This window comes from Marisediminicola senii (genome assembly GCF_011057645.1).
Lineage (GTDB): Bacteria > Actinomycetota > Actinomycetes > Actinomycetales > Microbacteriaceae > Marisediminicola > Marisediminicola senii.
In genome coordinates this window covers 125,158-151,967 of record NZ_JAALGE010000003.1, presented here as the reverse complement: position 1 = coordinate 151,967, position 26,810 = coordinate 125,158, and the positions used below count along the sequence as shown (strand labels likewise).

General features: G+C 68.9%; 23 protein-coding genes, 1 tRNA gene and 2 pseudogenes. 12 read left to right on the top strand and 14 right to left on the bottom strand.

Annotated elements, in window-relative coordinates; genetic code table 11:
• Nucleotides 1-108: pseudogene (locus G5S38_RS03345) on the top strand (IS982 family transposase); the annotation flags it as partial.
• Between the two features lie 12 nt (nucleotides 109-120).
• Here the strand turns inward: G5S38_RS03345 and G5S38_RS03340 are convergent.
• Nucleotides 121-600: pseudogene (locus G5S38_RS03340) on the bottom strand (Y-family DNA polymerase); the annotation flags it as partial.
• A gap of 166 nt (nucleotides 601-766) precedes the next feature.
• On the opposite strand from G5S38_RS03340, the gene arfB reads away from it, so the two are divergent.
• On the top strand, nucleotides 767-1,204 hold the full coding sequence (gene arfB / locus G5S38_RS03335) for an alternative ribosome rescue aminoacyl-tRNA hydrolase ArfB (RefSeq protein ID WP_165064231.1): 438 nt from the start codon (nucleotides 767-769) through the stop codon (nucleotides 1,202-1,204).
• Nucleotides 1,205-1,274: 70 nt separating this feature from the next.
• Nucleotides 1,275-2,753 carry an MGDG synthase family glycosyltransferase gene (locus G5S38_RS03330; protein WP_165064228.1) on the top strand — a complete coding sequence of 493 codons (1,479 nt, stop codon included), beginning with the start codon at nucleotides 1,275-1,277 and terminating at the stop codon, nucleotides 2,751-2,753.
• A 43-nt stretch (nucleotides 2,754-2,796) separates the two neighbouring features.
• Here G5S38_RS03330 and G5S38_RS03325 read toward each other — a convergent pair whose 3' ends face one another.
• Nucleotides 2,797-5,052, bottom strand: a complete 2,256-nt coding sequence (locus G5S38_RS03325) for a beta-glucosidase (RefSeq protein ID WP_165064225.1) — start codon at nucleotides 5,050-5,052, stop codon at nucleotides 2,797-2,799.
• A 145-nt stretch (nucleotides 5,053-5,197) separates the two neighbouring features.
• Here G5S38_RS03325 and G5S38_RS03320 point away from each other — a divergent pair, with 145 nt between their 5' ends.
• Both G5S38_RS03320 and G5S38_RS03315 read left to right on the top strand, forming a co-directional pair.
• Nucleotides 5,198-5,659 (top strand): phage tail protein, encoded by a 462-nt coding sequence (locus G5S38_RS03320; protein ID WP_165064222.1) that lies wholly within the window; start codon nucleotides 5,198-5,200, stop codon nucleotides 5,657-5,659.
• A gap of 55 nt (nucleotides 5,660-5,714) precedes the next feature.
• Nucleotides 5,715-6,104, top strand: a complete 390-nt coding sequence (locus G5S38_RS03315; protein WP_165064219.1) for a DUF302 domain-containing protein — start codon at nucleotides 5,715-5,717, stop codon at nucleotides 6,102-6,104.
• A 25-nt stretch (nucleotides 6,105-6,129) separates the two neighbouring features.
• Here G5S38_RS03315 and G5S38_RS03310 read toward each other — a convergent pair whose 3' ends face one another.
• The gene (locus G5S38_RS03310) at nucleotides 6,130-7,140 is read right to left on the bottom strand and encodes an AAA family ATPase (protein ID WP_165064216.1); all 1,011 of its coding nucleotides are present in this window, start codon (nucleotides 7,138-7,140) and stop codon (nucleotides 6,130-6,132) included.
• Nucleotides 7,141-7,348: 208 nt separating this feature from the next.
• On the opposite strand from G5S38_RS03310, the gene G5S38_RS03305 reads away from it, so the two are divergent.
• The 4 genes from G5S38_RS03305 (at nucleotide 7,349) to G5S38_RS03290 (ending at nucleotide 11,601) form a co-directional block, all read left to right on the top strand.
• Entirely contained in the window at nucleotides 7,349-7,612 is a 264-nt protein-coding gene (locus G5S38_RS03305) for a hypothetical protein (RefSeq protein ID WP_165064213.1), read from the top strand.
• Nucleotides 7,613-7,850: 238 nt separating this feature from the next.
• Complete coding sequence (locus tag G5S38_RS03300; RefSeq protein ID WP_165064210.1) at nucleotides 7,851-9,050, top strand: GDSL-type esterase/lipase family protein; 1,200 nt, start codon at nucleotides 7,851-7,853, stop codon at nucleotides 9,048-9,050.
• A gap of 49 nt (nucleotides 9,051-9,099) precedes the next feature.
• A complete protein-coding gene (locus G5S38_RS03295) occupies nucleotides 9,100-9,942 on the top strand; it encodes a DUF1684 domain-containing protein (protein WP_165064206.1) in 843 nt (280 codons plus the stop codon).
• A 9-nt stretch (nucleotides 9,943-9,951) separates the two neighbouring features.
• On the top strand, nucleotides 9,952-11,601 hold the full coding sequence (locus G5S38_RS03290) for a bifunctional 3'-5' exonuclease/DNA polymerase (protein WP_165064203.1): 1,650 nt from the start codon (nucleotides 9,952-9,954) through the stop codon (nucleotides 11,599-11,601).
• Nucleotides 11,602-11,621: 20 nt separating this feature from the next.
• Here G5S38_RS03290 and G5S38_RS03285 read toward each other — a convergent pair whose 3' ends face one another.
• A complete protein-coding gene (locus tag G5S38_RS03285; protein WP_165064200.1) occupies nucleotides 11,622-12,197 on the bottom strand; it encodes a PadR family transcriptional regulator in 576 nt (191 codons plus the stop codon).
• A 186-nt stretch (nucleotides 12,198-12,383) separates the two neighbouring features.
• Between G5S38_RS03285 and G5S38_RS03280 the strand changes: the two genes are divergently transcribed.
• Nucleotides 12,384-12,887 (top strand): DUF3145 domain-containing protein, encoded by a 504-nt coding sequence (locus tag G5S38_RS03280; RefSeq protein WP_165064197.1) that lies wholly within the window; start codon nucleotides 12,384-12,386, stop codon nucleotides 12,885-12,887.
• A gap of 12 nt (nucleotides 12,888-12,899) precedes the next feature.
• On the opposite strand, the gene G5S38_RS03275 is transcribed toward G5S38_RS03280, so the two are convergent.
• From G5S38_RS03275 to aceE, 7 genes are all read right to left on the bottom strand, one after another.
• Entirely contained in the window at nucleotides 12,900-14,147 is a 1,248-nt protein-coding gene (locus G5S38_RS03275) for a glycosyltransferase family 4 protein (protein WP_165064194.1), read from the bottom strand.
• Nucleotides 14,144-15,382 (bottom strand): beta-ketoacyl-[acyl-carrier-protein] synthase family protein, encoded by a 1,239-nt coding sequence (locus tag G5S38_RS03270; protein ID WP_165064190.1) that lies wholly within the window; start codon nucleotides 15,380-15,382, stop codon nucleotides 14,144-14,146. The genes G5S38_RS03275 and G5S38_RS03270 overlap by 4 nt, the downstream gene beginning before the upstream one ends.
• Before the next feature lie 99 nt (nucleotides 15,383-15,481).
• Nucleotides 15,482-15,730 carry an acyl carrier protein gene (locus G5S38_RS03265; protein ID WP_165064187.1) on the bottom strand — a complete coding sequence of 83 codons (249 nt, stop codon included), beginning with the start codon at nucleotides 15,728-15,730 and terminating at the stop codon, nucleotides 15,482-15,484.
• Between the two features lie 47 nt (nucleotides 15,731-15,777).
• Nucleotides 15,778-16,782, bottom strand: a complete 1,005-nt coding sequence (locus tag G5S38_RS03260) for a beta-ketoacyl-ACP synthase III (RefSeq protein ID WP_165064182.1) — start codon at nucleotides 16,780-16,782, stop codon at nucleotides 15,778-15,780.
• Nucleotides 16,779-17,699: an ACP S-malonyltransferase gene (locus G5S38_RS03255; protein ID WP_165064179.1), complete on the bottom strand. Its 921-nt coding sequence runs from the start codon at nucleotides 17,697-17,699 to the stop codon at nucleotides 16,779-16,781. Before G5S38_RS03255 ends, G5S38_RS03260 begins: the two co-directional genes overlap by 4 nt.
• A 92-nt stretch (nucleotides 17,700-17,791) precedes the next feature.
• Nucleotides 17,792-19,012 (bottom strand): PucR family transcriptional regulator, encoded by a 1,221-nt coding sequence (locus G5S38_RS03250; protein ID WP_165064176.1) that lies wholly within the window; start codon nucleotides 19,010-19,012, stop codon nucleotides 17,792-17,794.
• 22 nt (nucleotides 19,013-19,034) lie between these two features.
• Nucleotides 19,035-21,773: a pyruvate dehydrogenase (acetyl-transferring), homodimeric type gene (aceE, locus tag G5S38_RS03245; RefSeq protein ID WP_165064173.1), complete on the bottom strand. Its 2,739-nt coding sequence runs from the start codon at nucleotides 21,771-21,773 to the stop codon at nucleotides 19,035-19,037.
• Between the two features lie 218 nt (nucleotides 21,774-21,991).
• Between aceE and G5S38_RS03240 the strand changes: the two genes are divergently transcribed.
• A complete protein-coding gene (locus G5S38_RS03240; protein ID WP_165064171.1) occupies nucleotides 21,992-22,468 on the top strand; it encodes a peroxiredoxin in 477 nt (158 codons plus the stop codon).
• 105 nt (nucleotides 22,469-22,573) lie between these two features.
• Here the strand turns inward: G5S38_RS03240 and G5S38_RS03235 are convergent, their stop codons facing one another.
• Nucleotides 22,574-24,310, bottom strand: a complete 1,737-nt coding sequence (locus G5S38_RS03235) for a DEAD/DEAH box helicase (RefSeq protein ID WP_165064169.1) — start codon at nucleotides 24,308-24,310, stop codon at nucleotides 22,574-22,576.
• A gap of 42 nt (nucleotides 24,311-24,352) precedes the next feature.
• Entirely contained in the window at nucleotides 24,353-25,069 is a 717-nt protein-coding gene (locus G5S38_RS03230) for a DUF1345 domain-containing protein (protein WP_165064167.1), read from the bottom strand.
• Between the two features lie 67 nt (nucleotides 25,070-25,136).
• On the opposite strand from G5S38_RS03230, the gene G5S38_RS03225 reads away from it, so the two are divergent.
• Nucleotides 25,137-25,209: transfer RNA gene (locus tag G5S38_RS03225), tRNA-Val, on the top strand.
• Between the two features lie 9 nt (nucleotides 25,210-25,218).
• Here G5S38_RS03225 and G5S38_RS03220 read toward each other — a convergent pair.
• Nucleotides 25,219-26,601, bottom strand: a complete 1,383-nt coding sequence (locus G5S38_RS03220) for an LLM class flavin-dependent oxidoreductase (RefSeq protein ID WP_165064164.1) — start codon at nucleotides 26,599-26,601, stop codon at nucleotides 25,219-25,221.
• Between the last annotated feature and the right edge of the window lie 209 nt (nucleotides 26,602-26,810).

The following is a 26,810-nucleotide window of genomic DNA, read 5'->3' as shown; positions in this document are numbered from 1 at the left end:
GTCTACTCCCGAATCGCAGGCCGACTACTCGCCCTCGCCGCAGGAATCTGGCACAACTGGCTCATCGGAGCACCCAACAAACGCTCCCTCATCGCCTACGACCATTAGGACTCACTCATCTAGGAGCCCGTCGGGCTTGCTGACGGCGCTCGCGACCTTGGCGAGGAATTTCGTTCGCGCTACGCCGACCGAGATGACGAGCCCGACCTCCGCGCGCACCCGCGCGCGCAATCGCTCCGCCACCTGCTCCGGGGTGCCCGCGATGCGCCGGAGGCCGCCGACTTCGAGGAACGCCTCGTCGATCGATAGCCCCTCCACCAGCGGCGTCGTGTCACGAAAGATCGCGAACACGTCGCGGCTGGCCGCCGAATAGACGTCCATGCGGGGCGGCACGACCACCGCGTCAGGGCACAGGTCGCGCGCCTGCCGCCCGCCCATCGCGGTACGCACCCCGCGCGCCTTCGCTTCGTAACTCGCCGCCAGCACGACACCGCCACCGACGATCACCGGCCTGCCACGCAGAGCGGGAGTATCCCGCTGCTCGACCGATGCGTAGAACGCGTCGAGATCGGCGTGAAGCACGCTCGCCTCGCCCCGCATGCCGCCTCCCGCCGCTACTCCGTCCTGCGGATCGTGTCATGCACCGCCGACACTCCACCGCGGACAAGCACCGCCGATACGCACCACTCCGACACCTACCTGCCAGACCGCGTTTCAGTGCTGCCGGCGCAGCATCGCCGTCGACACGGCGGAGCATGATTGACCCATGCCCGTTCCGAACCGCCCAGGCCTGCGTGTCACGGCGAGCCTGACGATTCCCCATGCCGAGCTGTCGTGGCGGTTCTCTCGATCGTCGGGGCCCGGGGGACAGGGGGTCAACACCACCGACTCCCGCGTCGAGCTCTCGTGGCATCCCGCGAGCTCCCGCGTGCTGTCTCCGTATCACCGCGAGCGGCTGCTCGACCGGTTGGGTGCACGCCTCGTCGACGGGGTGCTGACGGTCGCGGCATCCGAGAATCGTGAACAATTGCGCAACCGCGATGCCGCGCGCGATCGACTCGCCGCCGAGGTGGCCGCCGCCCTGCAGCCACCGCCACCGAAGCGCCGCCCGACCAGACCGAGTCGCGGTTCGAAGGAGCGGCGCCTGAAAGGCAAGCAGGTGCGCACCAATATCAAGCAGCTCCGCCGGCCACCCACCGACTGACCCTGCTCCGCAGCCCACATTGCGACGTACCGGCGCAGAGTCGGCCCTGGCCTCCCGCTACCCTCTCCCCATGCGCATGTCGTCGAAACGAATCCCCGATGCCGGCGGCGAGCGCGTTCTCATCCTGTCGGCCGGGGTCGGAGCGGGTCACAACAGCGCCGCAGCAGCGGTGCAACAGGCGTGCGCGACGCGCGATGACATCACCGAAGTGCAGGTGCTCGATGTTCTGCAGACCAGCAGCCCGCTCTATCGCGACGTGCTCGGCAAGGGCTACTTCGTGCTCGTCGAAGACCTCCCGTGGCTGATCGAGTGGGGCTACGACATCAGCGACCCACCCTTTCGCCGTCGCGGCCCGATCGACCCGTGGACGCGGGCGAACGCAATGCCGGTGGTCGGCGCGATCAAGCGGTTCCAGCCGACCGTGATCATCTGCACGCACTTCCTCCCCGCCCAGTTGCTCGCATCACTCCTCATGCGCGGCGTGATCGACGCCAGGACGGCCGTCGTCACGACCGATTACGACTTCCAGGGCCTGTGGCTGACCGGAGCATTCCACGCGCTCTTCGTCGCGAGGGAGGAGGGCAGGGTCGAGCTGACCGCGCTCGGCCTGCCGCGCGATCGAGTCACGGCAAGCGGCATCCCGATCTCCGCCCCACCGCCCGAGCCACGCGAGCCGCACGAGCCACGCGAAGCGAACGCGGGCGAACCCCCGATGCTGCTCATCTCGGCCGGCGCTTCCGGTGGCGACTACGCCGTCGCCGTGGTGCGGCAGACCATGCACATGCGCTCCGACTTCACCGCCACGATCGTCTGCGGTCGCAACGACGAGCTGCGGCGCCGCATCGAGACGCTGGTGGCGCCGGCGGGCGATCGATACCGCGTGCTCGGGTTCACCTCCGAGATGCCGCAGCTGCTGCGCAGCTCCGACCTGTTCGTGGGCAAGCCAGGCGGGTTGTCGTCGTCGGAATGCATGGCGGCGGGGTTGCCCATGGTGCTCGTGAACTCCATCCCGGGGCAGGAAGTGCGCAACGGCGACTACCTCATGGAGCAGGGCGCAGCGGTGCGCTGCAACACCGCCGCCACCATCGGCTGGAAGATCGACCAGGTGTTGCGCGAACCGGGGCGCCTGCAGCGCATGCAGGCAGCGGCGCGAAGAATAGGGCGACCGGATGCCGCGGCCGACGTTCTGGCCACAGTTCTCGACGGCCCGTCCCGCCCGCTCGTCGTGACCAGGGCCGCGCAGAAGACCATCCTCTCCGCCAGCGAACAGCGCCTCGTCGCGTCGGACCTGACCGGCCCGACGTCGCTGGTGCGCATCGTCGACCCGGCGGCGGGCAGCACGGTCGCCCTGCTCCGTGGTGAAGAAGTGGACGACCTCCGCAGGCGCTACGAGACCCCGACCGGCGACCTCGTACTGCGGCGCGACCAGCAGCCGCTGTCGCCGAGGTGGGAGGCGCGGCGGTTGATCCGGGCCATGCTCCGGGGCGACGACGAACTGCTGGTGCACGTCGAGGAGCTCTCCGCGCCACTGCCCACCCTCCCCGGGTGACCGCTGGCCGGCGCACCCTGTTCCCCTGGGCGCTCCCTCGTTCTCAGACGGGATCGTCGGCCGCGCGCCGCAACGGCACCGCGCCGGCCCAGCCGTCCGGGCTGTGCTGAGCGGTGAGTACGGCCCAGTCGCCCCCGCGCGGCGACCAGCGGCGGGATTCCGGGTCGCGCTGCAGCGTGGGCCCGGCGTCGAGCCTGACCCGGGCGGTCACCTGCGCCCCCGGCGGCAGCGCGACCTTCTGAAACCCCAGCAGCTGGGCGATCGGCCTGACGCGTGACAGGTCGGCGGCATAGACCTGCACGACGGTCGAGCCCGTCCGTTCGCCCGTGTTGGTCACGAGCACGTTCGCCCAGCCGCCCGAGTCATCGAACGAGTGCTCGAGCAGCCGGCAATCGAACGTCGTGTAGCCGAGTCCGAACCCGAACGGGAACGCAGGAACATTGCCCTCGGCGTCCAGCCGGCGCTGCCCCCAGCGGTCGTCGTACACGACGGCCTTCGCCGCGCTGTCGAACGGCGGAAGGTGGGCGGCGTCGGTCGGCAGCACGAATGGCAGCCGACCGCCCGGCTCCGCCTCGCCGGTCAGTACGCGGGCGAGAGCGTGGCCGCCCTCCATGCCGCCGTACCAGGCGATAAGCAGCGCGGGCACGCTGTGCCGCCACCCCTCCGTGAGGATGGCGCTTCCCCCGACGAGCACGACGACGGTGCGCGGGTTGGCGGCGACGACCGCACGGATGAGGCGCACGTCTTCGGGGCGCAGCTCCAGCGAGGCGCGGTCACCCCCGCGCACGAACCGGGATGCCACGTGCGCGAGGCCGGTCAGCGTTCGCCGCGACAGGCCGGAATGGAACCCGCGACCTAGCACCCCGACGTCGACGCCGCCGGTCACCACCGACTCGCCCTCGTCGTGCTGGTCGAGGCCGACAACCACGACCGCCACCTCCGCTGCGGCAGCGAGTGCGGCGGCGGCCGGGGCATCCTCACCCGACGCGGTCGTGACGTGTGCCGCCGGCAGCGCCTCACGCAACCCCTGCAGCGGAGACACCGTCGAGGGTGGCCGAACCCGCGACGACCCGTGGTCGCCGAGGTTCGCCCTGTTCGCGAGTCGACCGACGACGGCGAGGCGGCGGATGCCGGGGGAGAGCGGCAGCAACGGCGCTGGTCCTACCGGGTCGTTCTTCAGCAGCACCATCGATTCCTCGGCTGCCTGGCGGGCGAGCGCGCGATGCGCCGGCGAGGCGATCACGGTGCCGGTCGGCTCGGCGGGCTCACGGGCCGCCGCGTGGGAGAGAGAGGTGCTCAGGATGCGGCGCGCAGATCGCAGCACGAGGTCGCGGGCCACTCCGCCACTCCGGATCGCGGGCGGCAGGTCGCGGGCCCGAATCAGCCGCAACGGCATCTCGATGTCCATTCCCGCCTCGAGGCTGGCGACCGCGTCGTGGGTTCCGAACACCCAGTCGCTGGTCACGAATCCGGTGAAGCCCCACTCGCGCCGCAGTACGTCGGTGAGCAGGGCGCGGTTCACGTCCATGTAGTCGCCGCGCACGCGGTTGTATGCACTCATGATCGAGTCGGCACCGGCATCCACCACGGCCTTGAACTGCGGGAGGTACACCTCGTGCAGGGCGTGCTCGTCGACCGTGACATCGACCTCGAACCGCTCGTTCTCCATCGAGTTGAGCGCGAAGTGCTTGACGCAGGCCATCACGTTGACGCGGACGCCCCGGGTCATCGCCGCCCCCAGCTGCCCGGTGAGCAGCGGATCGTCGCCGTAGGATTCCTGCGCCCTGCCCCAGGCCGGATGGCGCAGCAGGTTGACGCAGACGGAGGCCGAGTAGTTCGCTCCCCGGGCCCTGGTCTCGAGTCCGATCGCGCGGCCGACCCTCTCCTCGAGTGCCGGGTCCCACGTCGCGGCCCGCGCGATCGTGACGGGAAACGCGGTGGAGGCACCGATCACCACGCCGCGGGTACCGTCGCTGAACCGGATACCCGGAATACCGAGCCGGGGCACCGCCCCCGCCACGAACGGCCGCCGACCGAGCAGCACCGGGATGAACGGCAGCAGCAGGCGCGGGGAGTCGCCGTCGAGAAGCCCGACGAGCTCGCGATCGGTCAGTCGCGCGAGGAGGTGGCCCGCGGCACCGTCTGCGGTGAGCGAGCCCGCCCTGATCGACCGCACTGCCTCGTCGAAGGCACCGCGGTCCGCACGCGCCGCACGCGCCGCACCCGTCGACGCCCGCGATGCGAGACGGGTGCGCCGCGTCAATGCCCGAACGGCCCGACGCCCTGCAGTCGATGTCATGTAGAGAAGTGTGCGCTCTTCGCGCCGACATGATGTCACCGCCGCGTCAGCGGTCAGTTTTCGAGAAGCATGCCGTGGCGACCGTCAGTACATTGGGGCCATCGCCGGGCTGCCCTGGCCGGCACGAGAAAAGGGGATGCACCACATGTCGTACGTCGTCGATTTCGCCACCGTGTCACCGGTCGGACTCGAATCATCACCAGTAGGAGACGCCCTCGCCGGGCTGCGCGCGAACGAGGCGCGCTACTTCAGAAACAAGTACGACCACGTCTTCACCGTGGAGCCGGCACGTGACGCGACCGGCGCGATCGACTGGGTACACGGCATCCTCTCGCGGGAACGCGGGATCACGATCGCGTCCCCCGCCATCGAAGCGACCGAGTTCGTGGTGGATGGCACCCGCTTCGCGTATGTCTTCTACGCCAGCGGACTGTCGGTCAATGTCATGTACGCGATCGATGCCGCGGGCAAGCGCGCCGTGGGATTCAAGCTGTCGGAGGGAATGGAGGTGCCAGACGAGCTCGCTGCATTCCGGTTCGCGCGCCAGAAGTCAACGCTCGCTGGCATCATCCGCGGGTCGTACTTCGTCATCAAGAATGAGTATTGACGGCGTGCCGATAGGCCCCATGCTTCGGGTGGACGGATCACAAATGGAGGACTCGATGGCTGCTGGACTCACCACGCACGACGTCGACGGGTCGGTCGGCGACGCACTGGACCGGCTGAGGACGGCCGCCGACGAACACGACGTACGCATCTTCGCGGTCATCGACCACGCCGCCGCAGCACGGGAGGTAGGGCTCGAACTCCCGGATGAAGTCGTGGCGATCCTGGGCAATCCGGTGGCGGGAACACCCCTCATGCGCCTCGACCCCCGGGTGGGGCTCGACCTTCCGCTGCGGATCCTGCTGTGGGACGACCAGGGCGTCACAAAGCTGGCCTATCGCCCGCCGGTGGACCTCGCGCAGGCGTTCGACCTCGGCGATGCCGGGCCGCTGCTGCAGAAACTCACCACGGTGCTGGCCGCGCTGGCGAACGAAGTCACGTCCTGACCGGCGACTGCCCGAAGCTCGTCGCTCAGCCCAGCCAACGCCACCAGCGCGACGGCGACGGGTCTGCTGGCGGTCCTTCGCCGAGGGCGCTCGCCGCGCCACCGAGGTCATCCGCGGTCAGTGTCATCACGGCATCCCGGTCGAGGTCGTCGAGGCTGCGTTCCCCGTCGAGGGACAGCCGGAGCGCCTGGCGGTTGAGCGACTGCTCGAAGAGCGTGCGAGCGAAGCGCGCGTTGCCCGATGCCTCGCCGGCGTGCAGGCCGCTGAGGATACGGCGGAGCACGTGCTCTGCGCCCGGCTGGAGGAGGTACTGGTGCTGGGCCAGCATCTTGCTGAAGATCGCCTCCAGTTCGTCGACCGAATAGTCGGGAAACGAGATCTCCCGTGCGAAGCGTGACCGCAACCCGGGGTTGGAGAGCAGGAACGATTCCATCAGCCGCGGGTAGCCGGCCACGATGACGACCAGGCGGTGGCGGTGGTCCTCCATCCGCTTGAGCAGTATCTCGATGGCCTCCGGACCGAAGTCCATGCGTCCGTCTTCCGGCGAGAGGGCGTATGCCTCATCGATGAACAGAACCCCGTCGAGGGCGCGACGGATCACCCGGTCGGTCTTGATGGCGGTGGCGCCCACGTACTGCCCGACCAGCGCCGACCTGTCCACCTCGACCAGGTGGCCCTTCTGCAGCAGCCCGACGGCGCGGTACATCTCGGCGAGGAGCCGCGCCACGGTGGTCTTGCCCGTGCCCGGGTTGCCCAGAAAGACGAGGTGCTGTGAGGTGGCCACCTCGGGGAGGCCGTGCGACTTGCGGCTGGCCTGCACCTGGAGGAAGGCGACCAGCGCCCGCACCTGCTCCTTGACCGTCTCCAGGCCCACCAGGCCGTCGAGCTCCGCCTGCACCTCGGCGAGCGGCCTGGTCGACCTGGCGCGCCCGGTGACCAGCTCCTCGACTCGCTCCGATCCCGGCAACTTGATCTGCCCCGCGAGGTGGCCCAGCGATTCGCGCAGGTCATCGATCGGGTTGCGGCTGGTGGCCATGAGCATCTCCTGTGACGGGTAGACCACCCGGGGCGGATTCGCAGCGGTCGTGGCAAGCAATTATGCGCGTGTCGAATGGGATGGCCAACCAGACGAGACGGCCTGTCGCCAGCCCCGACAGCGCCTCCAGCCGCAGGGTTCGAGTGGCCGGGTGCGCCGGTCCGTAGGCTGTGCATTCGACACCCGCACACCGACCGGACGGAACCACGTGCCCGCACCCGAAGGTGAACAGACCCTGCCCGAGAGCTGGCGCCCGTTCTTCTACATCCTGGGTGGGGCGTTCGCGCTCGCCGGCAGCGTCGTCATGATCCTCGTCGCGGCGAGCACAGAGCCCGCGTCGTCGCGCGGGGTGGGTCTCTCCTTCGAGCTCCTCGTCGTCGGGGTCGGCAGCATCGGTTACGGCATCGTGCTCGGCCTGCGTCGTCTGCTCAGTCGGCGTACCAAGCGCTGGCCAGAGGGCGGCCTGATGTAGCGGTAGCCGCGCTGATGCGCACGACGCCCGTTGTGGGGGTTCGCCACCGACCGGGGGCCGGCCGGCCCCGGGTAGAATTGGAGCCGACTGGTTGGGGGACTATGTCTCAGGCACTCGACTTCTCCGCACGCGCGGGCGGCACGATGTGACCCGCGTATCGAAGGTTCTCGCCCAGACCCCGCGAATGCCTCCATACAGGTTTCCCTCCGGCGTCGCGCGCTGGGCACTGAGTCCCGTCATGGCTGCGTGGGTCACGTATGCCGAGGGGCGCAGCCACCGCATACCGCGTCCCGCCGGCCCGCCGCAGTGCCACACCGCGGGGCCAGACGGCGACCGGGTGCTCATCGTCGGATCGGGGCCCGCCGTCGGCTGGGGCGTTCACACCCACGACCTCGCTCTTCCCGGTGCCTTGGCGAGGGCGATGACGGCCCGCACCGGCCGCGCAGTGACCGTCGACCTCATCGCCGACAGCGACATGCGCTTGTCTGACCTGCCCGGACACCTCCGCGAGGCGAAGCTCTGGCGGTACGACGCCATCGTGGTGTGCATCGGCGCCAACGAGGCACTCCACCTCGCGAACCCCCGCCACTGGCGCCGTGACTACGCCGCCGTCATCGACGTCATCCGGTCGAGCGACACCGGGGCCGTGCTCGTCGCGGCGGGCATTCCCCCCATCCGCAGCATCGACATCTTCGATTCCGTGCTCGGATCGGTGGCCGCAGCCCATGCGGACCGGCTGAACGACATCACCGCCGCGCTCTGCGCCGACGACCCGCGTGCCTGCTTCGTGCCCATCGAAGCGCGCAGTGGGCGATCGAGGATCGACCGGCACCGCTCGCCCGGCGAATACGTGCGGTGGGCGACCGTGCTGTGCGCGGGGATCGTGCCGATGCTGCCGTGCGGTCCGCGCCGGCCAGGGGGCCGGTATTCCGCGGCCACCGACACGCCGGGCCCCGGAGAGGCGGCACCGCGCCACGTCGCGGCCCCGATGGTCGACGACCCGATGGCCGCACGCCTGCAGTACATCGTCGATCGCGCACGGGACGCCTTCGACACCGACTCCGCCCACATCACCGTTCTCGACCGCGATGCCCTCCTGCACCTGGCCAGCGCCGGATCGTCCTTCCCGGCGACGGCCAGGGCTGATCGGTTCTGCAGCCGCGCGATCCTGTCGACCACCGCCACGGTGATCGGCGACGCGATGCACGACGACTGGGCGCGGGAACCGGCCGCGACGGCCGACGGGGAGCTGCCCCGCTTCTTCGCCGCGTTCCCCATCGAGTCGGCTACCGGTCAGACGATCGGCGTGCTCAGCGTCGTCGACGCCGCGCCGCGTCCGGCCGCGGAGTTCGATATCGGCCTGCTGCGGGAACTGGCCATCCAGGTGCAGGTCGAGCTGTGGCAGGACGACCATCGCGGTGTCGCCCGGTCGGCATAAACCGGCCGGGTTGGTCGTTGACGAGGGTGACGTCGACAAGGATGGAACCATGACCAACCTCCCACCAACAATCCCCTCAGCCATGTCCCCGGAACAGCTGCTCGCTATCTACCGCACCCGTCGCGACGAAGCCGTCGTGCAGCCGAAGGGCAACCTCGCACTGGTGAACACGCAGTGGGTCGACGCCGAGCAGCCCATCTACGGCGTGCCGGGACTGTGGGCGCCGCTGCCCGAGGGTGAATCCGGGCTGGCCGTCACCGCGACGGCCGCCGACGGCATCCGGGTCGATGGCGAACTGGTGGATGGCCGCGCCGTCGTCGCGGGCAAGGATTCGGCTACACCGGGCGAGGTGGTCTTCTCCGACACTCTCTCGGCGTTCGTCATCGCCGGCGAGGATGGCGCCTACGCGCTGCGCGTCTGGGACGCGCGGTCCGACGCCATCCGCGATTTCGGAGGCATCGACGCGTTCCCCTACAACCCCGACTGGGTCATCACCGCAGCGTGGAACGAGATAGAGGGCGGCACCACCCTCGGTATCGAGCACCTGAAAGACGAGGGAAAGCCCCGCGACAAGGTGGTCCCCGGCGAAATCACCTTCACGAAGGACGGCATCGACTACAGCCTGGCGGCGTTCAAGGAGGGCCGTGCACTGCTGCTCGTGTTCGCCGACTCGACCAACGGGGACTCCACCTACAGCGTCGGGCGCTTCCTGATGGTCGCCCCTAACACCGACGGGTCGATCACCCTCGACTTCAACCGCGCATACCTCCCGCCGTGCGCCTTCAGCTACAACTTCAACTGCCCCATGCCACCCCGCCAGAACCGGTTCACGGTGCCGATCGAGGCCGGCGAGAAGAACGTGCTCAACACCGCGGGCGCACTGCTGCACTGACCGGCGACGGTGTTCCTCGCTCTCACGCGCGACCCCGACGGGGCGATCCTCAGCGAACTCGCCGCCGACGGCTCGCCGGTGGCCGAACCGCGCCGCGTGCCCGACCTCGCGGCCGAGGTCGCGCGGCTCGAACCGTCGCGGCCCCGCTGGGTGTGGGACGACACGAGCCGGTGGTACCCGGAGTTGCTGGCCGCGGGGGTGCGTGTCGAGCGCTGCGTGGACCTGCGGCTGTGCCACGCGATCCTCCGCGGTTCGACGCTGACCGCGGCATCCACCCTCGCCACCGCCCCGCCGACCGAGTGGGACGCCCCCACCCCAGAACGGCGCCGTTCGACCGGGGCACTGTTCGAGGTGGAGGTCGATGGCGACTCACCCGACCCGGTCGCCGAGTTCCGTGCCCAGCGGGCGGCCGTCGCGGGGTGCGCTGACCCTGCACGGGTGTCGATCCTGCTCGCCGCAGAATCGGCCGGTGCCCTGGTCGCGGCCGAGATCAGGTACGCGGGACTCCCATGGCGGGCGGAGGTGCACGAGCGACTGCTCGCGAACGTTCTCGGCCCCCGGCCGGCCCCCGACCAGCGGCCGAGCCGCATGCAGGCCGCCCTCGACCGGGTGCGCTCCGAGCTCGGCGTCGACGACGTCAATCCCGACTCCCCGCCCGAGCTGCTCAAGGCCCTCGGCCGCGCCGGTGTCGCCGTCGAGTCGACGCGCTCGAGGGACCTGAAGAAGGTCGAGCACCCGGTCATCGAACCGCTGCTCGAGTACAAGAAGATGGCGCGGCTGTGGAGCGCCAACGGTTGGCACTGGCTCGACGCCAACGTCGCGGGCGGACGCTTCAGGCCCGAGTACGTGCCGGGGGGAGTGGTCACCGGTCGGTGGGCGAGCAAAGGCGGCGGCGGCGCGCTGCAGCTGCCGAAGCAGGTGCGCGGTGCGGTGATCGCCGACCCCGGCTTCAAACTCGTCGTCGCGGATGCCGCGCAGCTCGAACCCCGCATCCTGGCGGCCCTCGCCGGCGACCGGGGCATGGTGCAGGCCGCCGCGTCGGGTGACCTCTATGCGGGAATCGTGGCCAGTGGGGCCGTCGAGACCCGCGAGCACGCCAAGGTCGCCATGCTGGGCGCCATGTACGGGGCGACCTCGGGCGAGGCGGGCCGGTTGCTGCCGCAGCTCGCACGCACTTACCCGCGAGCGATCGGCTACGTCGAGGCCGCCGCCCGGGCTGGCGAGGCTGGAAAGGTCGTCACGACGCGGCTCGGGCGCAGCTCACCACCGGGGGCGGCAACCGGATACGACGAGACCGCGACCGCCGCCGACCACGATCGCACCCGCTCCCGGGCGCGCTCCTGGGGGCGGTTCACCCGCAATTTCGTGGTGCAGGGAACCGCTGCAGAGTGGGCGCTGTGCTGGATGGCGGTCCTGCGCACGCGCCTCACCGCGCTCGACCCCGCCGGGGCGACCGGAGCCGGCTGGGTGCGCACGCCGCACCTGGTCTTCTTCCTGCACGACGAGCTCGTGGTGCACACCCCGGCTGCCATGGCCGAGCGGGTAGAGCACGAGGTGCGGCAGGCAGCGATGGATGCCGGGCGCCTCCTGTTCGGCGAGCTGCCCATCCAATTCCCTCTCACCGTCGCCGTGGTCGACGATTACTCGCAGGCGAAGTGACCCGGTGCGGCCGACCGTGCCTAGCTGGCTGCGGTGACCGCGGGCCGCCGCCCGCGCTTCGGGCGCACCGCGGAGTAGGGGAGGAACGGGTCATCTGCGGCGACGACCCGTGCCGCCTGGTCGAGCCAGTCGACCGCAGCATCGGCCCTGCTGACCCGGGCGAGCAGGGAGAGACGCGCGGCAGCATCCACCTCCGACTCGGCGAGGGTGCTGCGTGCGGCGAGGCCGTCGTCGACCCACCAGTGACGGTACCCGGCGATGAGCGGCGGGGCGGCTGCGGGCGACACCGACGAGCCGACGAGCACCTGGTCGAGCATCTCGGTCCACTCCGGGAGCAAGTGCAGCGCCGGCGTCTCGATCCAGTCGTTCGAAGCGATTCGGCCGGCGGGGGTGAGCGCGTACTGGGGGAGCCCGTCGTCGGTGACCCCGGCCGAGGCGATGAGGCGCTGCGTGGAGAGGCGGTCGAGCGTCGAGTAGATCTGTCCGACGTTCACCGGACCTCGGTGCGGAGCCCGCCTGGCCAGCTCGGCGTGCAGCTGCAGACCGTAGGCGGGGCCCAGCGTGAGGATGGCCATCAACCCGTCGCGTACCGACATCCATGCTCCTATCGACCTACTGAGTATAGGTTCAGGGACTACTCCTAGCCGGGAGCGAACTACGCGCTTGTGATTCCGGGTCGCGGTCATACATAATGAACCGACGCTTCGGCGTCGAATTCAGCTCAACGAAGCATCCGTTCACCAGGTCGATGGGGAAGTCGCACCTAACCGAATGGAGACAACGTGGATGCTGCTATTGCTCGTGGGGTGCTGTACGTGCACTCCTCGCCTCGCGCGCTCACACCCCACATCGAGTGGGCCACCGGGCGCGCCCTCGGTCGCGCCGTGAATTTCGAATGGAGCGACCAGCCCGTACTGAAGGGATCGCTCCGCACCGAGTACTACTGGGAGGGCGCACCCGGAACCGGAGCCGTGCTGGCGTCAGCCCTGCGCGGATGGGAGCACCTGCGCTACGAGGTCACCGAGGATGCCGGGCTCGGCACCGACGGCGGCCGCTGGCTGCACACGCCCGACCTCGGGATCTTCTTCGCCCAGACCGACACGGTGGGCAACATCGTCGTGCCGGAAGACCGGGTGCGCTACGCGATGGAGATCGCCGGGTCGAACGCGCTCGAGCTGCACCGCGAGCTCCGCCTCGCCCTCGGGCAGGCCTGGGACGACGAGCTCGAGGTGTTCCGCCACGCGAGCGACTCGAGCCAGGTCGTCTGGCTGCACAAGGTCGGCTGACGCCGGCGGGTTCTACTCCCGCAGCCGCGATCGGGCGAGCTCGAATGCAGCCAGTGCGCCCTCGACGTAGCGCTCACCGCTGAACTGCTCGCCGTCGAGCGCGGCACCCGCCGACAGCTCGCGCAGCTTCTCGGGGCGCTCCACCAGGTCGACGATGGCGTCGGCGAGGCCCGAGACGTCGGGGTTGTCGGCCAGGTAGCCGGCGTGCAGCAATCCCTCGCGCAGCTTGGGGTCGCAGTACAGGATGGCCCGCTCGCGACTGACGGCCTCGGCGATGGTCATCGGCTGGTTGTCGAACCCGACCGACGACAGCACCACGACGGAGGCGGCATCCATCAGGTCGAGCACGGCGTCGTGCGGCAACGACCCCTGGACCCTGAGCTGTGGATGCCCCAGCACGAGTCTCTGCAGGGCAGCGCGCTGTGACCCGTCGCCGACGAAGTCCACGCTGAAGCCATTACCGGTGCGGGCGAGCGCGAGAACCGCGGCCGCCGCGAAGATGAGGGGACGCTTGACGCCCTCGCACCGCGCGACCCACAGCAGGCGTGGCGGTTCGCCGACGGGCAGCGGCAGCGGCGGGCGGGGCGACGTCGTGATCGGGTTGGGCACAATGGCGATGGGCGCCCGCACGCCCGCGGCCTCGAGGTCCCTGGCCTGGTGGGCCGACGGTGAGATCACCGCGTCGGCGCGCAGGGCGAACTGCAGAACCATGTTGCGCAGCAGGTTGTCGACCGGGCGGGGCGTGATTGACTGCCGAGGCAGTGTGGTCGCGAGCGCCTTGTTCAGGGCCCACCTGATGAACGGCTCGAGCGGTGCGTTCCAGTTGTCGTCACTGGCCCAGTAGAAGGTGTGCACCGTGTGGACGACCGGGATGCCGAGCTCGGCGGCGACATCGGCGGCGGCGTGCGCGAGGCCGAACTCGGTCTGCACGTGCACTACCTCGACCCGTTCACGCTCGAAGAACAGTCGCAGGGTGCGCCGGGTCTTCTCGCTGTTGGGGATCACCGCGAGTCGCACGCCGGGGAGGGTGAAGAACGGACGGATCAGGATGCCGTCTGCCGACCGCCGCACGCGTCGCCCTGGTCCGTGCACGGGCGAGACCCGCACCACCCGGTGACCGGCCCGCTCGAGGGCGAGCTTCTGTTCGCGCATCGACGTCTGGGCGCCGCCGACGTAGTCGAGGAAGTAGTCGCTGACGATCGCGACCGACCCGGTGCGACCGGGTGCAGTGCTGCCGGGCGACGCCGGTTCGGCGATCACACGCTCCGGAACGCGACGACGGCGTTGTGGCCGCCGAAGCCGAACGAGTTGCTGATCGCGAGCAGCTGCTGCTGGCCGAGGTCGCGCGGCGAGGTCACCACGTCGAGCGGGATGGACGGGTCCTGGTCGTCAAGGTTGATCGTGGGTGGGGCGGTGCGGTGGTGCAGCGCGAGGATCGTGAAGATCGCCTCGAGCGCCCCGGTGCCGCCGAGCAGGTGACCGGTCGCGGCCTTCGTGGCCGACACCGCGATCGAGTCGAGGTGGTCGCCGAACACGCGGGCCATGGCGTTGTACTCGGCGATGTCGCCGACCGGGGTGCTGGTGGCGTGCGCGTTGACGTGGCCGACGTCGGTGATGGCAGCCCCGGCCTGGTCGAGCGCGGCGAGCATGGCGCGCGCGGCACCCGAGCCCTCGGGGTCGGGGGCCGTGATGTGGAACGAGTCGCTGGTCACGGCGCCGCCGGCGAGTTCTGCGTAGATGCGTGCGCCGCGGGCGAGCGCGTGCTCCTCGGTCTCGAGCACGATGGCGCCGGCGCCCTCGCCGAGCACGAAGCCGTCTCGGTTGACGTCGTAGGGGCGGGAAGCGCGCTGCGGGTCGTCGTTGCGCTTGGAGAGGGCCTGCATGGCTGCGAAGGAGGCGATCGGCAGCGGGTGGATGGCGGCTTCGGTGCCGCCGGCGATGATGATGTCGGCGAGCCCGGCCTGGAGGTGCTCGTAGCCGTTGGCGATGGATTCGGTGCTCGACGCGCAGGCGGAGACGACGGTGCGTGCTCCTCCGCGGGCGGAGAGGCTCATGCTGATCGCCGCGGCCGGGCCGTTGGGCATGAGCATGGGAACGGTCATGGGGAGCACGCGGCGGGGTCCGCGCTCGCGCAGGGTCTCCCACGCGTCGACGAGGGTCCAGATGCCGCCGATGCCGGTCGCGTAGTCGACGGCGATGCGCTCAGGGTCGATGTCGGGGGCGCCGGCGTCTGCCCACGCCTCACGGGCCGCGATCAGCGCGAACTGGCTGCCGGGGTCGAGGCGCTTGGTCTCGACGCGTTCGAGGATGTCGGCCGCGGGAACCTTCGCCTGTGCGGCGAAGGTGACGGGGAGCTCGTACCTGGCGACCCAGTCCTTGTCGAGGGTGCTGGCACCCGACTCGCCCGCGAGCAGAGCGCTCCAGCTGTCGGGCACATTCCCGCCGAGGGGGGAGGTTGCTCCGAGTCCGGTGACAACGATCTTCTTCTGGCTCATCGTGGTTCCTCTGGTGGTGCGGCGTGGCCGTGGTGGTGCGGCATGGCCGGTCGGCCGGGGTCATTCCCGACCGACCGTCGAGCGTCGGTCGTCGGGGTACTAGCCCTGTGCTGCGGTGATGAAGTGCACGGCGTCGCCCACCGTCTTGAGGTTCTTGACCTCTTCATCCGGGATCTTCACGTCGAACTTCTCTTCGGCGTTGACCACGATGGTCATCATCGAGATGGAGTCGATGTCGAGGTCGTCGGTGAAGGACTTGCCGAGCTCGACCGAGTCGGTGGCAATCCCCGTCTCGTCGTTGATGAGCTCCGCGAGACCGGCCAGGACTTCTTCGGTAGACAATGCCATTGTGTTTCTCCTTGATTTTTGGTGCAGAAAAAGGACCGTGGTCAATCCTAGGGAAGAACGACCACCTGGGCCCCGAAGACGAGGCCCGCGCCGAACCCGATCTGCAGGGCGAGACCGCCACTGAGCTCCGGGTGCTCCAACAGTAACGCGTGGGTCGCGAGGGGGATCGAGGCGGCCGAGGTGTTGCCGGTGGTGGCGATGTCGCGCGCGATCATCACGGTCGGCGGCAGCCCAAGCTGCTTCGCGAACTCGTCGATGATGCGCATGTTGGCCTGGTGGGGGATGAACGCGGCGAGGTCCGATGGCTCGATGCCCGCAGCATCCAGCGCCTTCTTGGCCACCTTCGCCATGTCCCATACGGCCCAGCGAAAGACCGTCTGGCCCTCCTGGCGCAGGGTCGGCCATGGCGCGGTGCCGTCGCGAAAGTCGACGAGGGTCGCGTTCATGCCTACGGCGTCGGCCTTGGAGCCGTCGGATCCCCAGACCGGCGCGGCGATGCCGGGGGTGTCGCTGGGGCCGATCACGACGGCGCCCGCACCGTCGCCGAGCAGGAAGGAGATGGAGCGGTCGGCGGGATCGACGACGTCGGAGAGCTTCTCGGCGCCGATGACCAGCGCGTAGTGCGCCGCACCGGAACGGATCAGGGCGTCGGCCTGGGTGACGGCGTAGCTGAAGCCCGCACACGCCGCGTTGGCGTCGTAGGCCGCGGCGGGGTTCGCGCCGACCCGATCGGCTACGACCGCTGCCATCGACGGCGTCTGCCGGATGTTGCTGATCGTGGCGACGATGACGAGGTCGATAAGCCCGGCGGCGACGCCGGACTTCTCGATGGCCTCGATCGCTGCGGTGGTGGCGAGATCGGTGGCGTCGACCCCCGCGGATGCCCGGGTGCGGGTGACGATGCCGGTGCGCTGGCGAATCCACTCGTCGCTCGAGTCGATCGGCCCGACGAGTTCCTCGTTAGGAACGACCAGGTCGCCGCGGGCGGCGCCGTAGCTGTAGATGCGGGTGAACTGCGCGCCCTGGGACTGCAGCAGTGTCGGGTTCGTCATGGGGTCCTGTCGATCAGGTCGAATGCGGCGGGAAGGTCGTCGGGGGTCTTGACCGCCACGGTGGGTACCCCGCGCAGGCCGCGCTTGGCGAGCCCGGTGAGGGCACCGGCGGGGGCGACCTCGATGAGGCCGGTGACGCCCGCGGCGGCGAGCGACTCCATGGTCCTGTCCCAGCGCACCGGGGAGCTGACCTGCCCGACGAGCAGGTCGACGAACTCATCACCCGAGGTGACGAGCGAACCGTCGCGGTTGGTCCAGATCGGCAGGTCGGGGGTGCGGGGCGTGAGGGAATCGGCGACCGCGCGCAGCCGGTCGACGGCGGGCGACATGTACGAGGTGTGGAAAGCGCCGGCGACGTCGAGTGGAATGACCCTGGCCCGGGTGGGCGGCTCGGCGGCCAGCTGGTCGAGGGCCGCGCGTTCGCCCGCGACGACGATCTGTCCGCCGCCGTTGAAGTTCGCGGGCGAGAGACCGAGGTCGGTGAGGCGCTGCAGCAGCTCCGCCTCGTCTGCCCCGACCACCGCGCTCATGCCGGTCGACGTGAGGGCAGCGGCATCCGCCATCGCCCGCCCACGCTCCGTGACCAGCATCATGGCCTCGCCGGTGGTGAGGATATTGGATGCCGCGGCTGCCGTGACCTCGCCGACGGAGTGTCCTGCGACGCCCCCAATGCGCTCCCGCCGGCCATCGGCCAGCAGCACGCTCAGCGTGAGGATGCCGGCGGCGACGATCAGCGGCTGGGCGACGGCGGTGTCGCGGATGGTCGCGGCGTCGGAGACCGTTCCGTGCTCGACGAGGTCGATGCCGATGGCCTCCGACATGCCCACGAGCTGGCGGCGATACGCCGGATCCATCAACCAGGGTTCGAGGAACCCGGGGGCCTGCGACCCTTGACCTGGGCATACGACGACGATCATCAACCCAGTCTGTCAACATTCCGGGGCCAACCCCTGTAGGAATCGCACGAGAAAGACGATTGATCGTTGTCGGCGTGGTGCGGTCGAGCCGCCTATCGGGGGCCGGAGCGGCCGTCCCGCGGTCGACGGTTCGCCGTCGCATCCGGCTCTGCGATCGACCCGAGCACGAGGGCCGCCTGCAGGATGAGCGACTCGCGGGCGCCGGTGGCATCCCACCCGATGACCTCGGTGACGCGCTTCAGGCGGTACCGCACGGTGTTCGGGTGCACGAAGAGTTCGCGGGCAGTCGCCTCGAGCGAGCGCCCGTTGTCGAGGTAGCACCACAGCGTGGCCAGCAGCTCGGTGGAGTGCGCCTGCAGCGGCCGGTATACGCGGTTGATGAGCGTGGCGCGGGCGAGCGGATCGCCAGCCAGGGCGCGCTCCGGCAACAGGTCGTCGGCGAGCACCGGGCGGGGGGTGTTGCGGCGCGACCTGGCGACCGCGAAGCCGGCCAGGGCCGCCTTGGCACTGCGGGACGCCTCGACGAGGCTCGGCACCTCGTGGCCGAGTACGAGGTGGCCGGTGCCGAAGCCGGGCTCGAGGGCATTGGCGATCGTGAGGAACGGCACCAGGCGCGTCTCGTTCTCGCCCTCCCCGTCGCCCGGGGTCGGGTGTGCACGGCCGATGACCAGCACCAGCCGGTTGCCCTGCACGCCGATCAGCACATCGGCGTCGAGGTGCCGAGCGGTACGACGCAGCATGTCGACATCGAGCATCGGTGGCGCCGTACCCACGAGCACCGACACCTCGCCGTGGCCGTGCCAGCCCAGCGCGGCGATGCGCGACGGCAGTTCGTCGTCGTACTCACCGCTGAGGATCGAGTCGACCACGAGGGCCTCGAGCCGCGCATCCCACAGGCCCCGCGCTTCGGCCGCACGCGCGTAGACGTCGGCCGCCGCGAAGGCGATCTCCCGCGAGTAGAGCAGGATCGCCTCCCGCAGCGACTCATCGCGACCCTTGAGCCTCTCCTCGACCACCTCGACCGTGACCTTGATCAGCTGGAGCGTCTGGGTCAGGCTCACCGACCGCAGCAGTTCCCGGGGGGCCGCGCCGAACACGTCCGCGGCGATCCACGGGGTGGACTTCGGATCGTCGAACCAGTGGATGAACGACGTGATGCCCGCCTGGGCCACCAGGCCGACGGCTGAGCGTCGGCCAGGTGGCATGTCCCCATACCAGGGGAGGGTGTCGTCGAGGCGCTTCAGCGTCGCAGAAGCGAGCTCGCCAGAGACTGTCTTGAGCCAGGCAAGGGTCTGTGCCTTCGTTTGTGCCATTACGGCGCCGCGGTGATGACGGTCAGCTCTCTCCGCCGGCGTTGCCCGAGGTTCCTGCCGTCACGTCCATCAGGCGGTACTTGTCGATCGCCTTCTGGGGTGCCCCGGCATCGACGAGTCCCTGGGCGACCAGCGACTCGAGGGTGCGCACCACCACCGACGGTCCGTCGATCTTGAAGAATCGACGGGCGGCGGCGCGGGTGTCGGAGAAGCCGAAGTCATCGGCACCGAGCGTTGCGAAGTCACCAGGCACGAACTGGCGGATCTGGTCCGGCACGGCGTGCATGAAGTCGGTCACGGCGACGAACGGTCCCTCGGCGCCCGACAGCTTCTCGGTCACGTATGGCACGCGCGGCTCGGCATCCGGGTTGAGGAAGTTCTGTTCGGATGCCGCGAGCCCGTCGCGACGGAGCTCGGTCCACGAGGTCACCGACCAGACATCCGCGGCAACGCCCCAGTCCTCGGCGAGCAGCTTCTGCGCCTCGATCGCCCACGCGAGAGCGACACCCGAGGCCAGCAGCTGGGCGCGCGGTGCGTCGGCGCCGTCCTGCAGGGGCGACGACTTGAGGTGGTAGAGGCCGCGCAGCAGGCCGTCGACGTCGAGGTTCTCCGGCTCCGCAGGCTGCGCGATCGGCTCGTTGTAGACGGTGACGTAGTACATGACGTTGGGGTCGGGGTGGGTGTCGCCGTACATGCGGTCGAGGCCGGCCTCGACGATGTGGCCGAGCTCGTAGCCGTACGCGGGGTCGTACGACACCACGGCCGGGTTGGTCGAGGCGAGCAGGGGGGAGTGCCCGTCTGCGTGCTGCAGTCCCTCACCGGTCAGGGTGGTGCGACCCGCGGTCGCACCGATGATGAACCCGCGGGCCATCTGGTCGCCCGCTGCCCACATGGCGTCACCCGTGCGCTGGAAGCCGAACATGGAGTAGAAGACGTACACCGGAATGAGCGGTTCGCCGTGGGTGGAATACGCCGTTCCGGTGGCCGTGAATGCGGCGAACGCGCCGGCCTCGTTGATTCCGGTGTGCAGGATCTGGCCCTGCGGGCTCTCCTTGTAGGCGAGCAGCTGCTGACGGTCGACCGAGGTGTACTGCTGCCCGCTCGGGTTGTAGATCTTCGATGTCGGGAAGTACGCGTCCATACCGAAGGTGCGCGCCTCGTCGGGGATGATGGGCACGATGCGGTGTCCGAAGTCCTTCGAACGCAGCAGGTCCTTCAGCAGGCGCGCGAACGCCATGGTGGTGGCGACCTCCTGCTTGCCCGAGCCCTTCTTGACCACGTCGTAGGTGGAGTGGTCCGGCAGGTTCAGCTGGGTGTACTTCGAGCGGCGCTCGGGAACGTACCCGCCGAGTTCCTGGCGACGGTCGTGCAGGTATTGGATCGCCTCGTCGTCGTCACCGGGGTGGTAGTACGGCGGCAGGTACGGGTCTTCCTCGAGCTTCGCGTCGGTGATCGGAATACGCATCTCGTCACGGAACTGCTTGAGGTTGTCGAGGGTCAGCTTCTTCATCTGGTGGGTGGCGTTGCGGCCCTCGAACGACGGGCCGAGGCCGTAGCCCTTGACCGTCTTCGCCAGGATGACCGTGGGCTGTCCCTTGTGCTCCGATGCCGCCTTGAACGCCGCGTACACCTTGCGGTAGTCGTGGCCACCGCGCTTGAGGCCCCAGATCTGGTCGTCGGTGTAGTCCTTGACCAGTTCGAGGGCGCGCGGGTCGCGTCCGAAGAAGTTCTCGCGAACGTACGCTCCGCTCTCGGCCTTGTAGGTCTGGTAGTCGCCGTCGGGAGTCGCGTTCATCAGGTCGCGAAGGGCGCCCTCGCTGTCGCGTGCGAGCAGTTCGTCCCACTCGCGGCCCCAGACAACCTTGATGACGTTCCATCCCGCACCGCGGAAGAAGCTCTCGAGCTCCTGGATGATCTTGCCGTTGCCGCGCACTGGGCCGTCGAGGCGCTGCAGGTTGCAGTTGATGATGAAGTTCAGGTTGTCGAGACCGTCGTTCGCGGCGAGCTGCAGCGCGCCACGACTCTCAACCTCGTCCATCTCGCCGTCGCCGAGGAACGCCCAGACCTGCTGGTCCGATGCGTCCTTGATGCCACGGTCGGTGAGGTAGCGGTTCGCCTGCGCCTGGTAAATGGCGTTCAGGGGTCCCAGACCCATCGACACGGTCGGGAACTGCCAGAAGTCCTTCATCAGGCGCGGGTGCGGGTATGACGACAGGCCACCGGCGGTGTGCGACTTCTCCTGGCGGAAACCGTCGAGCTGATCGGTGCTCAGGCGTCCCTCGAGGAAGGCGCGCGCGTACATTCCGGGGGAGGCGTGCCCCTGGTAGAAGATGTGGTCGCCGCCACCCGTGTGGTGCTGGCCACGGAAGAAGTGGTTGTGGCCCACCTCATAGAGGGCCGCAGACGATGCGTAGGTCGAGATGTGTCCACCGACGCCGACACCTGGGCGCTGCGCGCGGTGCACGGTGATCGCGGCGTTCCACCGGATCCAGGCACGGTAGCGACGCTCGATCTCCTCGTTGCCGGGAAAGGCCGGCTCGTTCTCCGGGGCGATGGTGTTGAGGTAGTCCGTGGTGGGCACCATGGGCACACCCAGATGCAGCTCCTTGGAGCGCTTCAGCAGGCTGAGCATTATCTGGCGTCCGCGCTCGTGCCCCTGGACCGCAACGAGGGCGTCCAAGGATTCCTGCCACTCCGCAGTTTCTTGTGGATCTGCGTCGATGTGGTTGAACGAATACGGATCCTGGTCGTTGACCGTCACCCTTGACCTCGCTTAGTTTGCGGACGAGCCGTGCCTATTGACACGCGGCTGTGGAAATCATCCTCGGGGTCGTTCACGTCGGGTCTCGGCGCAATGGCCCGTGAGGCTCCCCAATTCTAGTTGTAGTAACTGCTGATCATTCACTGAGTGGCGCTCGGGCGTAGTATTGCCCCGCGTTTCCGGGGACATCCCTCCCGGCTCGAAAGGACTGCACCGATATGCCTATCCAGAACGATTCGCTGGCTCCCGACTTCGAGCTGCCCAATCAGTTCGGCGAGCACGTGCGACTGTCTGACTTCAGGGGGAAGAAGCCCGTCGCGCTGGTGTTCTTTCCACTGGCGTTCTCCAGCACCTGCACGGGCGAGTTCTGCGAGCTGCGCGACAACCTCGCCCTGTTCGCCGACAGCAACGTCGAGTTGCTGGCGATCTCCGTCGACTCGAAGGCCACCCTGCGCGCCTTCGCCACCGAGGGTGGTTACGACTTCACGCTGCTCGCCGACTTCTGGCCGCACGGAGCCGTCGCGAAGGAGTACGGCGTGTTCCTCGAGCAGAAGGGCTTCGCCAACCGGGCGTCGTTCCTCATCGATACCCGCGGCATGATCCGGGCGAGTTTCATCACCGCGCCGGGCGAGGCGCGCTCCCTCGACGCCTACCGGGCCGCGCTGGCCGAACTCGCGCCCGTCGCCGTTCGCTGACGGCAACGGGCCCGGTAGCCCGGTCGATCGCTCGGGGCGGGGCAAGGCGGAGCGGAGCCGAGCAGCGGCCGCGGGTCATCCGCGGCCGACTGCTCGCCGTGGTCCTTAGCCGCGGGGGCGACCGCCGCGCGGCGCGCGCCCGGTGTCGGGGCGCAGTTCGATCAGCTGCCCGCTGATGCGCGTCGTGGCGAGCTTGTCGAGCACGGCCTGCGGGAGGTCGGCCGGCAGATCGACGAGCGAGAAGTCCGACAGGATCTTGATGTGCCCGAAGTCGTCACGGCTCAGGCCACCCTCGTTCGCGAGTGCCCCGACGATCTGGCGCGGCTCGACCTTGTGACGGCGACCGACGGACACCCGGTAGGAAGCCATCGACCCGTCGCCGGCACGCGCGCGACGCGGCGGCCGCGCGCCCTGGCCGGAGTCGCTCGAATCGCGGTCGTTGCGCGAGTCCCGTTCGCGGTCCTGGCGGTGTGACCGGTCGTCTGCTGCCGTGAGCAGCAGGGGAGTCTCGCCCTGCGCCACGATGGCCAGCGCCGCGGCGACATCGGCCTCCGGAACATCGTGGTGGTTCACGTAGTGCGCGATGATGTCGCGGAACGCGCCGATGCGCTCGGTGTTGTCGAGTGCCTCGGTGATCGCGTCGTCGAAGCGCGCCAGCCTGGTCACGTTGACGTCGTCGATGCTCGGCAGCTGCATCTGGGTGAGCGGCTGGCGGGTGGCACGCTCGATCGCGGACAGCAGTCGACGCTCGCGCGGGGTGACGAAGCTGATCGCGGCACCGCTGCGACCCGCGCGGCCCGTGCGGCCGATGCGGTGCACGTACGACTCGGTGTCGATGGGGATGTCGAAGTTCACCACGTGGCTGATGCGGTCGACGTCGAGCCCGCGCGCTGCGACATCCGTCGCCACCAGGATGTCGAGCTTGCCCGACTTCAGCTGGTTCACCGTGCGCTCGCGCTGCGCCTGCGGCACGTCTCCGCTGATGGCCATTGCAGAGTAGCCACGTGCGCGCAGCTTCTCGGCGAGCGTCTCGGTCTCGCTCTTGGTGCGAACGAACACGATCATGCCCTCGAAGTTCTCGACCTCGAGAATGCGGGTGAGCGCGTCGACCTTCTGCGGGTACGACACCATCAGGTAGCGCTGGGTGGTGTTGGCCGAGGTCGTGGTCTTGTTCTCGACGGTGATCTCGGTCGGGTCGTTGAGGTACTTCTTCGAGATGCGGCGAATCTGCGGGGGCATGGTCGCCGAGAACAGCGCCACCTGCTTGTCGTCCGGAGTGTCGGCGAGGATGGTCTCGACATCCTCGGCGAACCCCATCTTCAGCATCTCGTCGGCCTCGTCGAGCACCAGGTACTTCAGCTCGGAGAGGTCGAGGGTGCCCTTGGCGAGGTGGTCCATGATGCGGCCGGGGGTACCGACGACGATGTGCACCCCGCGACGGAGGGCGGAGAGCTGCACGCCGTAGGCCTGGCCGCCGTATACGGGTAGCACGTGCACGCCGCGCATGGGGGCGGCGTACTTTTCGAAGGCCTCGCAGACCTGGAGGGCGAGCTCGCGGGTGGGGGCGAGCACGAGCGCCTGCACGCTCTTCTGCGAGACGTCGAGCCGCGACAGGATCGGCAGCGCGAACGCGGCGGTCTTGCCGGTACCGGTCTGGGCGAGACCGACGACATCGCGTCCGTCGAGCAGGGGAGGAATGGTGGCGGCCTGGATGGCGGAGGGGGTTTCGTACCCGACGTCCTTGAGGGCCTTGAGAACGAGGTCGCTGAGGCCGAGCTCGGCGAAGGATGCTGCGGGGCGGGCGTTTTCTGCCGCGTCCTGTGGTGAAGTGTCAGACGTCATGCTCTAACGGTAGTCTCCGGTCGCACTCCCGGCGTACCCGGGTCAGCCCAGCAGCGAGACGGCGCGGGCGATCACGAGCGCGAGCAGCACGAACGCGCCGACGGCCTGCAGCACCATGAGCGCCTTCGCGCGGTGCGACAGGGGCATCGTGTCGGTGGGGCTGAATGCCATCGAGTTCGACGCCGAGAAGTAGAGGTAGTCGAAGAACTGGGGTACCCAGTCGCTGCGAATGGATGACCGAACCGCGACTTCCTCGACGGCGTCGTGGTCTTCGTCCTGCGGGAACCGAAAATCCGCCGCGGGAAGGCTTTGTCGCGGTTCGTGGGTCCTCGGCACCGGACCACCGCGGTCCATCTCCCAGTACACCAGCGCGAAGGCGATCACGTTCGTCACCCACACCTGCACCGCGGCGATGAGCAGGGTCGGCCCGTCAGTGCTGCGGGCGGTCACGAGCTGGAACACGAGCTGAACGAGCGCGATCTCGTTGGCGACGATGAGCAGCAGCCCCTGCCCTCCCGCGATGTACTTCGACCACACGGTCTGTCGATGCAGCCGGTGGGGGTTCAGCACGATCAGGGGAATGAGCGACACCACCCCGACCGCGACGACCGTGAAGCGCAGGCCGGGGAGGAATGAACTGGGCAGGCTGCCGTAGAGCGCCAGGGCGACCATCAGCGCGATGACCGCCGGCCACCGATGTTCCGGCCGCACGACTCGCTGGCCCCCGGCACCGTTCGGTCGGTGTTCTGCCGCGCCCATGGCCCGAGTGTAAGCCTGTATGCTCGTCTCTCGTCGTCACACCGCCGCCACCGCGCAGCGATGTCACGGGCCTTTAGCTCAGTTGGTAGAGCGCCACGTTTACACCGTGGATGTCATCGGTTCGAGCCCGGTAGGGCCCACTCTCTCGCTCATGTGTGGGCATTCACGACGACGCGATACTGCGCTCCGTTGTGCTCGTCCGGCAGTCGATCCCCGCGTCCGTGGAGCTTCTGTCGCAGGCTGCCCTGCGTGTACTCCTCCGGGTAGGCGCCTCGGCGCCGCAGCTCGGGAATCACGAACTCCACGATGTCCTCGAACGTGCCTGGTGTGATCGCGTACGCCAGGTTGAACCCGTCGACGTCGGTCTCCTCGACCCACTCCTGCAGGGTGTCCGCGATCTCGGCGGCGCTCCCGACGATGCGCGGTCCCAGCCCGCCGATGGCGCCCATGCGCGCGATGTCGCGCACCTTGAATTCGCCACCCTCGTCGTTCGCCTCCTGAAAGTTCGCGACCGCTGACTGGATCGCGTTGCTCTGCACGTTGCCGATCGGCTCGTCGGGGTCGTACTGCGCGAGGTCGATGCCCATCCATCCCGACATGAACACCAGGGCGCCCTCCTGCGACGCGTACTGCAGGTAGTCCTCGTGCTTCGCGTGCGCCTTCTCGCTCGTCTCGTCGGTGATGATCGTCAGCAGCGTGTAGATCTTCGCGGAGTACCGCCCGCGTCCCGCCGCCTCGAGCGCATCCCGAATCCGGCCGACCGTCGCCTTCAGACCGGCTTTCGTCGACGACGCGACGAAGATCGCTTCGGCATTGCTGGCAGCGAATTGGATGCCACGGGGCGACGCCCCCGCCTGGTAGATGACCGGCGTGCGCTGGGTCGACGGCTCCGACAGGTGAATTCCGGGAACGGTGAAGTGCTTTCCGCGATGCTCGATCCCGTGCACCTTGGTCGGGTCGGTGAATACCCCGGTCTCGCGGTTGCGCACGACGGCGTCGTCTTCCCACGATCCCTCCCACAGCTTGTAGAGCACCTCGAGGTACTCGTCTGCGACGGCGTACCGGTCGTTGTGCGCGAGCTGGTCTTCGTGACCCATGTTGCGCGCGGCGCTCGGCAGGTACCCGGTCACGACGTTCCAGCCGACCCGGCCCTTCGTCAGGTGGTCGAGGGTCGACATGCGGCGGGCGAAGGGGTACGGATGCTCGTATGCGGTGCCAGCGGTGACGCCGAACCCGAGGTGCTCGGTGACGGCGGCCATCGCCGAGACGAGCAGCACAGGGTCGTTGACCGGCACCTGGGCGCCATTGCGGATGGCAGCCTCGTTGCTGCCCCCGTAGACGTCGTAGGTACCGAGCACATCGGCGATGAAGATCCCGTCGAAGGCGCCACGCTCCAGCAGCTTCGCGAGATCGGTCCAGTACGAGAGGTCTTTGTAGGTGCTGGAACGGTCGTCGGGGTGGCGCCACATCCCGGAGGCCTGGTGCGCGACGCAATTCATGTCGAATGCGTTGAAACGGATCTGTCGAGTCATGGCCACCATGATGGGGTACAGCCGTCGAACGCCGAAGCCCGGGGACTCGGCGCGTAACAAATCCCGTGTGATCGGGGGGTTCGGGAAGCGGGGTGCACCGACGTAACGCTGAGGTAACTTCACCGCAACAAATGTCGAAGAGCTATCGACTTTTTCTTCTCATTGCTGAGGCTTTCGTGTGAGTATGACTTACGGCTTACCGCATCGGC

Coding starts and splice junctions, on each gene's coding strand:
- G5S38_RS03300 (WP_165064210.1), top strand. CDS start 7,851: ATGGCTGCGTGGGTCACGTATGCCGAGGGGCGCAGCCACCGCATACCG.
- G5S38_RS03320 (WP_165064222.1), top strand. CDS start 5,198: ATGTCGTACGTCGTCGATTTCGCCACCGTGTCACCGGTCGGACTCGAA.
- G5S38_RS03240 (WP_165064171.1), top strand. CDS start 21,992: ATGCCTATCCAGAACGATTCGCTGGCTCCCGACTTCGAGCTGCCCAAT.
- G5S38_RS03220 (WP_165064164.1), bottom strand. CDS start 26,601: ATGACTCGACAGATCCGTTTCAACGCATTCGACATGAATTGCGTCGCG.
- G5S38_RS03325 (WP_165064225.1), bottom strand. CDS start 5,052: ATGACATCGACTGCAGGGCGTCGGGCCGTTCGGGCATTGACGCGGCGC.
- G5S38_RS03250 (WP_165064176.1), bottom strand. CDS start 19,012: ATGGCACAAACGAAGGCACAGACCCTTGCCTGGCTCAAGACAGTCTCT.
- G5S38_RS03330 (WP_165064228.1), top strand. CDS start 1,275: ATGCGCATGTCGTCGAAACGAATCCCCGATGCCGGCGGCGAGCGCGTT.
- G5S38_RS03255 (WP_165064179.1), bottom strand. CDS start 17,699: ATGATCGTCGTCGTATGCCCAGGTCAAGGGTCGCAGGCCCCCGGGTTC.
- arfB (WP_165064231.1), top strand. CDS start 767: ATGCCCGTTCCGAACCGCCCAGGCCTGCGTGTCACGGCGAGCCTGACG.
- G5S38_RS03265 (WP_165064187.1), bottom strand. CDS start 15,730: ATGGCATTGTCTACCGAAGAAGTCCTGGCCGGTCTCGCGGAGCTCATC.
- G5S38_RS03315 (WP_165064219.1), top strand. CDS start 5,715: ATGGCTGCTGGACTCACCACGCACGACGTCGACGGGTCGGTCGGCGAC.
- G5S38_RS03285 (WP_165064200.1), bottom strand. CDS start 12,197: ATGTCGGTACGCGACGGGTTGATGGCCATCCTCACGCTGGGCCCCGCC.
- G5S38_RS03260 (WP_165064182.1), bottom strand. CDS start 16,782: ATGACGAACCCGACACTGCTGCAGTCCCAGGGCGCGCAGTTCACCCGC.
- G5S38_RS03270 (WP_165064190.1), bottom strand. CDS start 15,382: ATGAGCCAGAAGAAGATCGTTGTCACCGGACTCGGAGCAACCTCCCCC.
- G5S38_RS03310 (WP_165064216.1), bottom strand. CDS start 7,140: ATGGCCACCAGCCGCAACCCGATCGATGACCTGCGCGAATCGCTGGGC.
- G5S38_RS03295 (WP_165064206.1), top strand. CDS start 9,100: ATGACCAACCTCCCACCAACAATCCCCTCAGCCATGTCCCCGGAACAG.
- G5S38_RS03230 (WP_165064167.1), bottom strand. CDS start 25,069: ATGGGCGCGGCAGAACACCGACCGAACGGTGCCGGGGGCCAGCGAGTC.
- G5S38_RS03235 (WP_165064169.1), bottom strand. CDS start 24,310: ATGACGTCTGACACTTCACCACAGGACGCGGCAGAAAACGCCCGCCCC.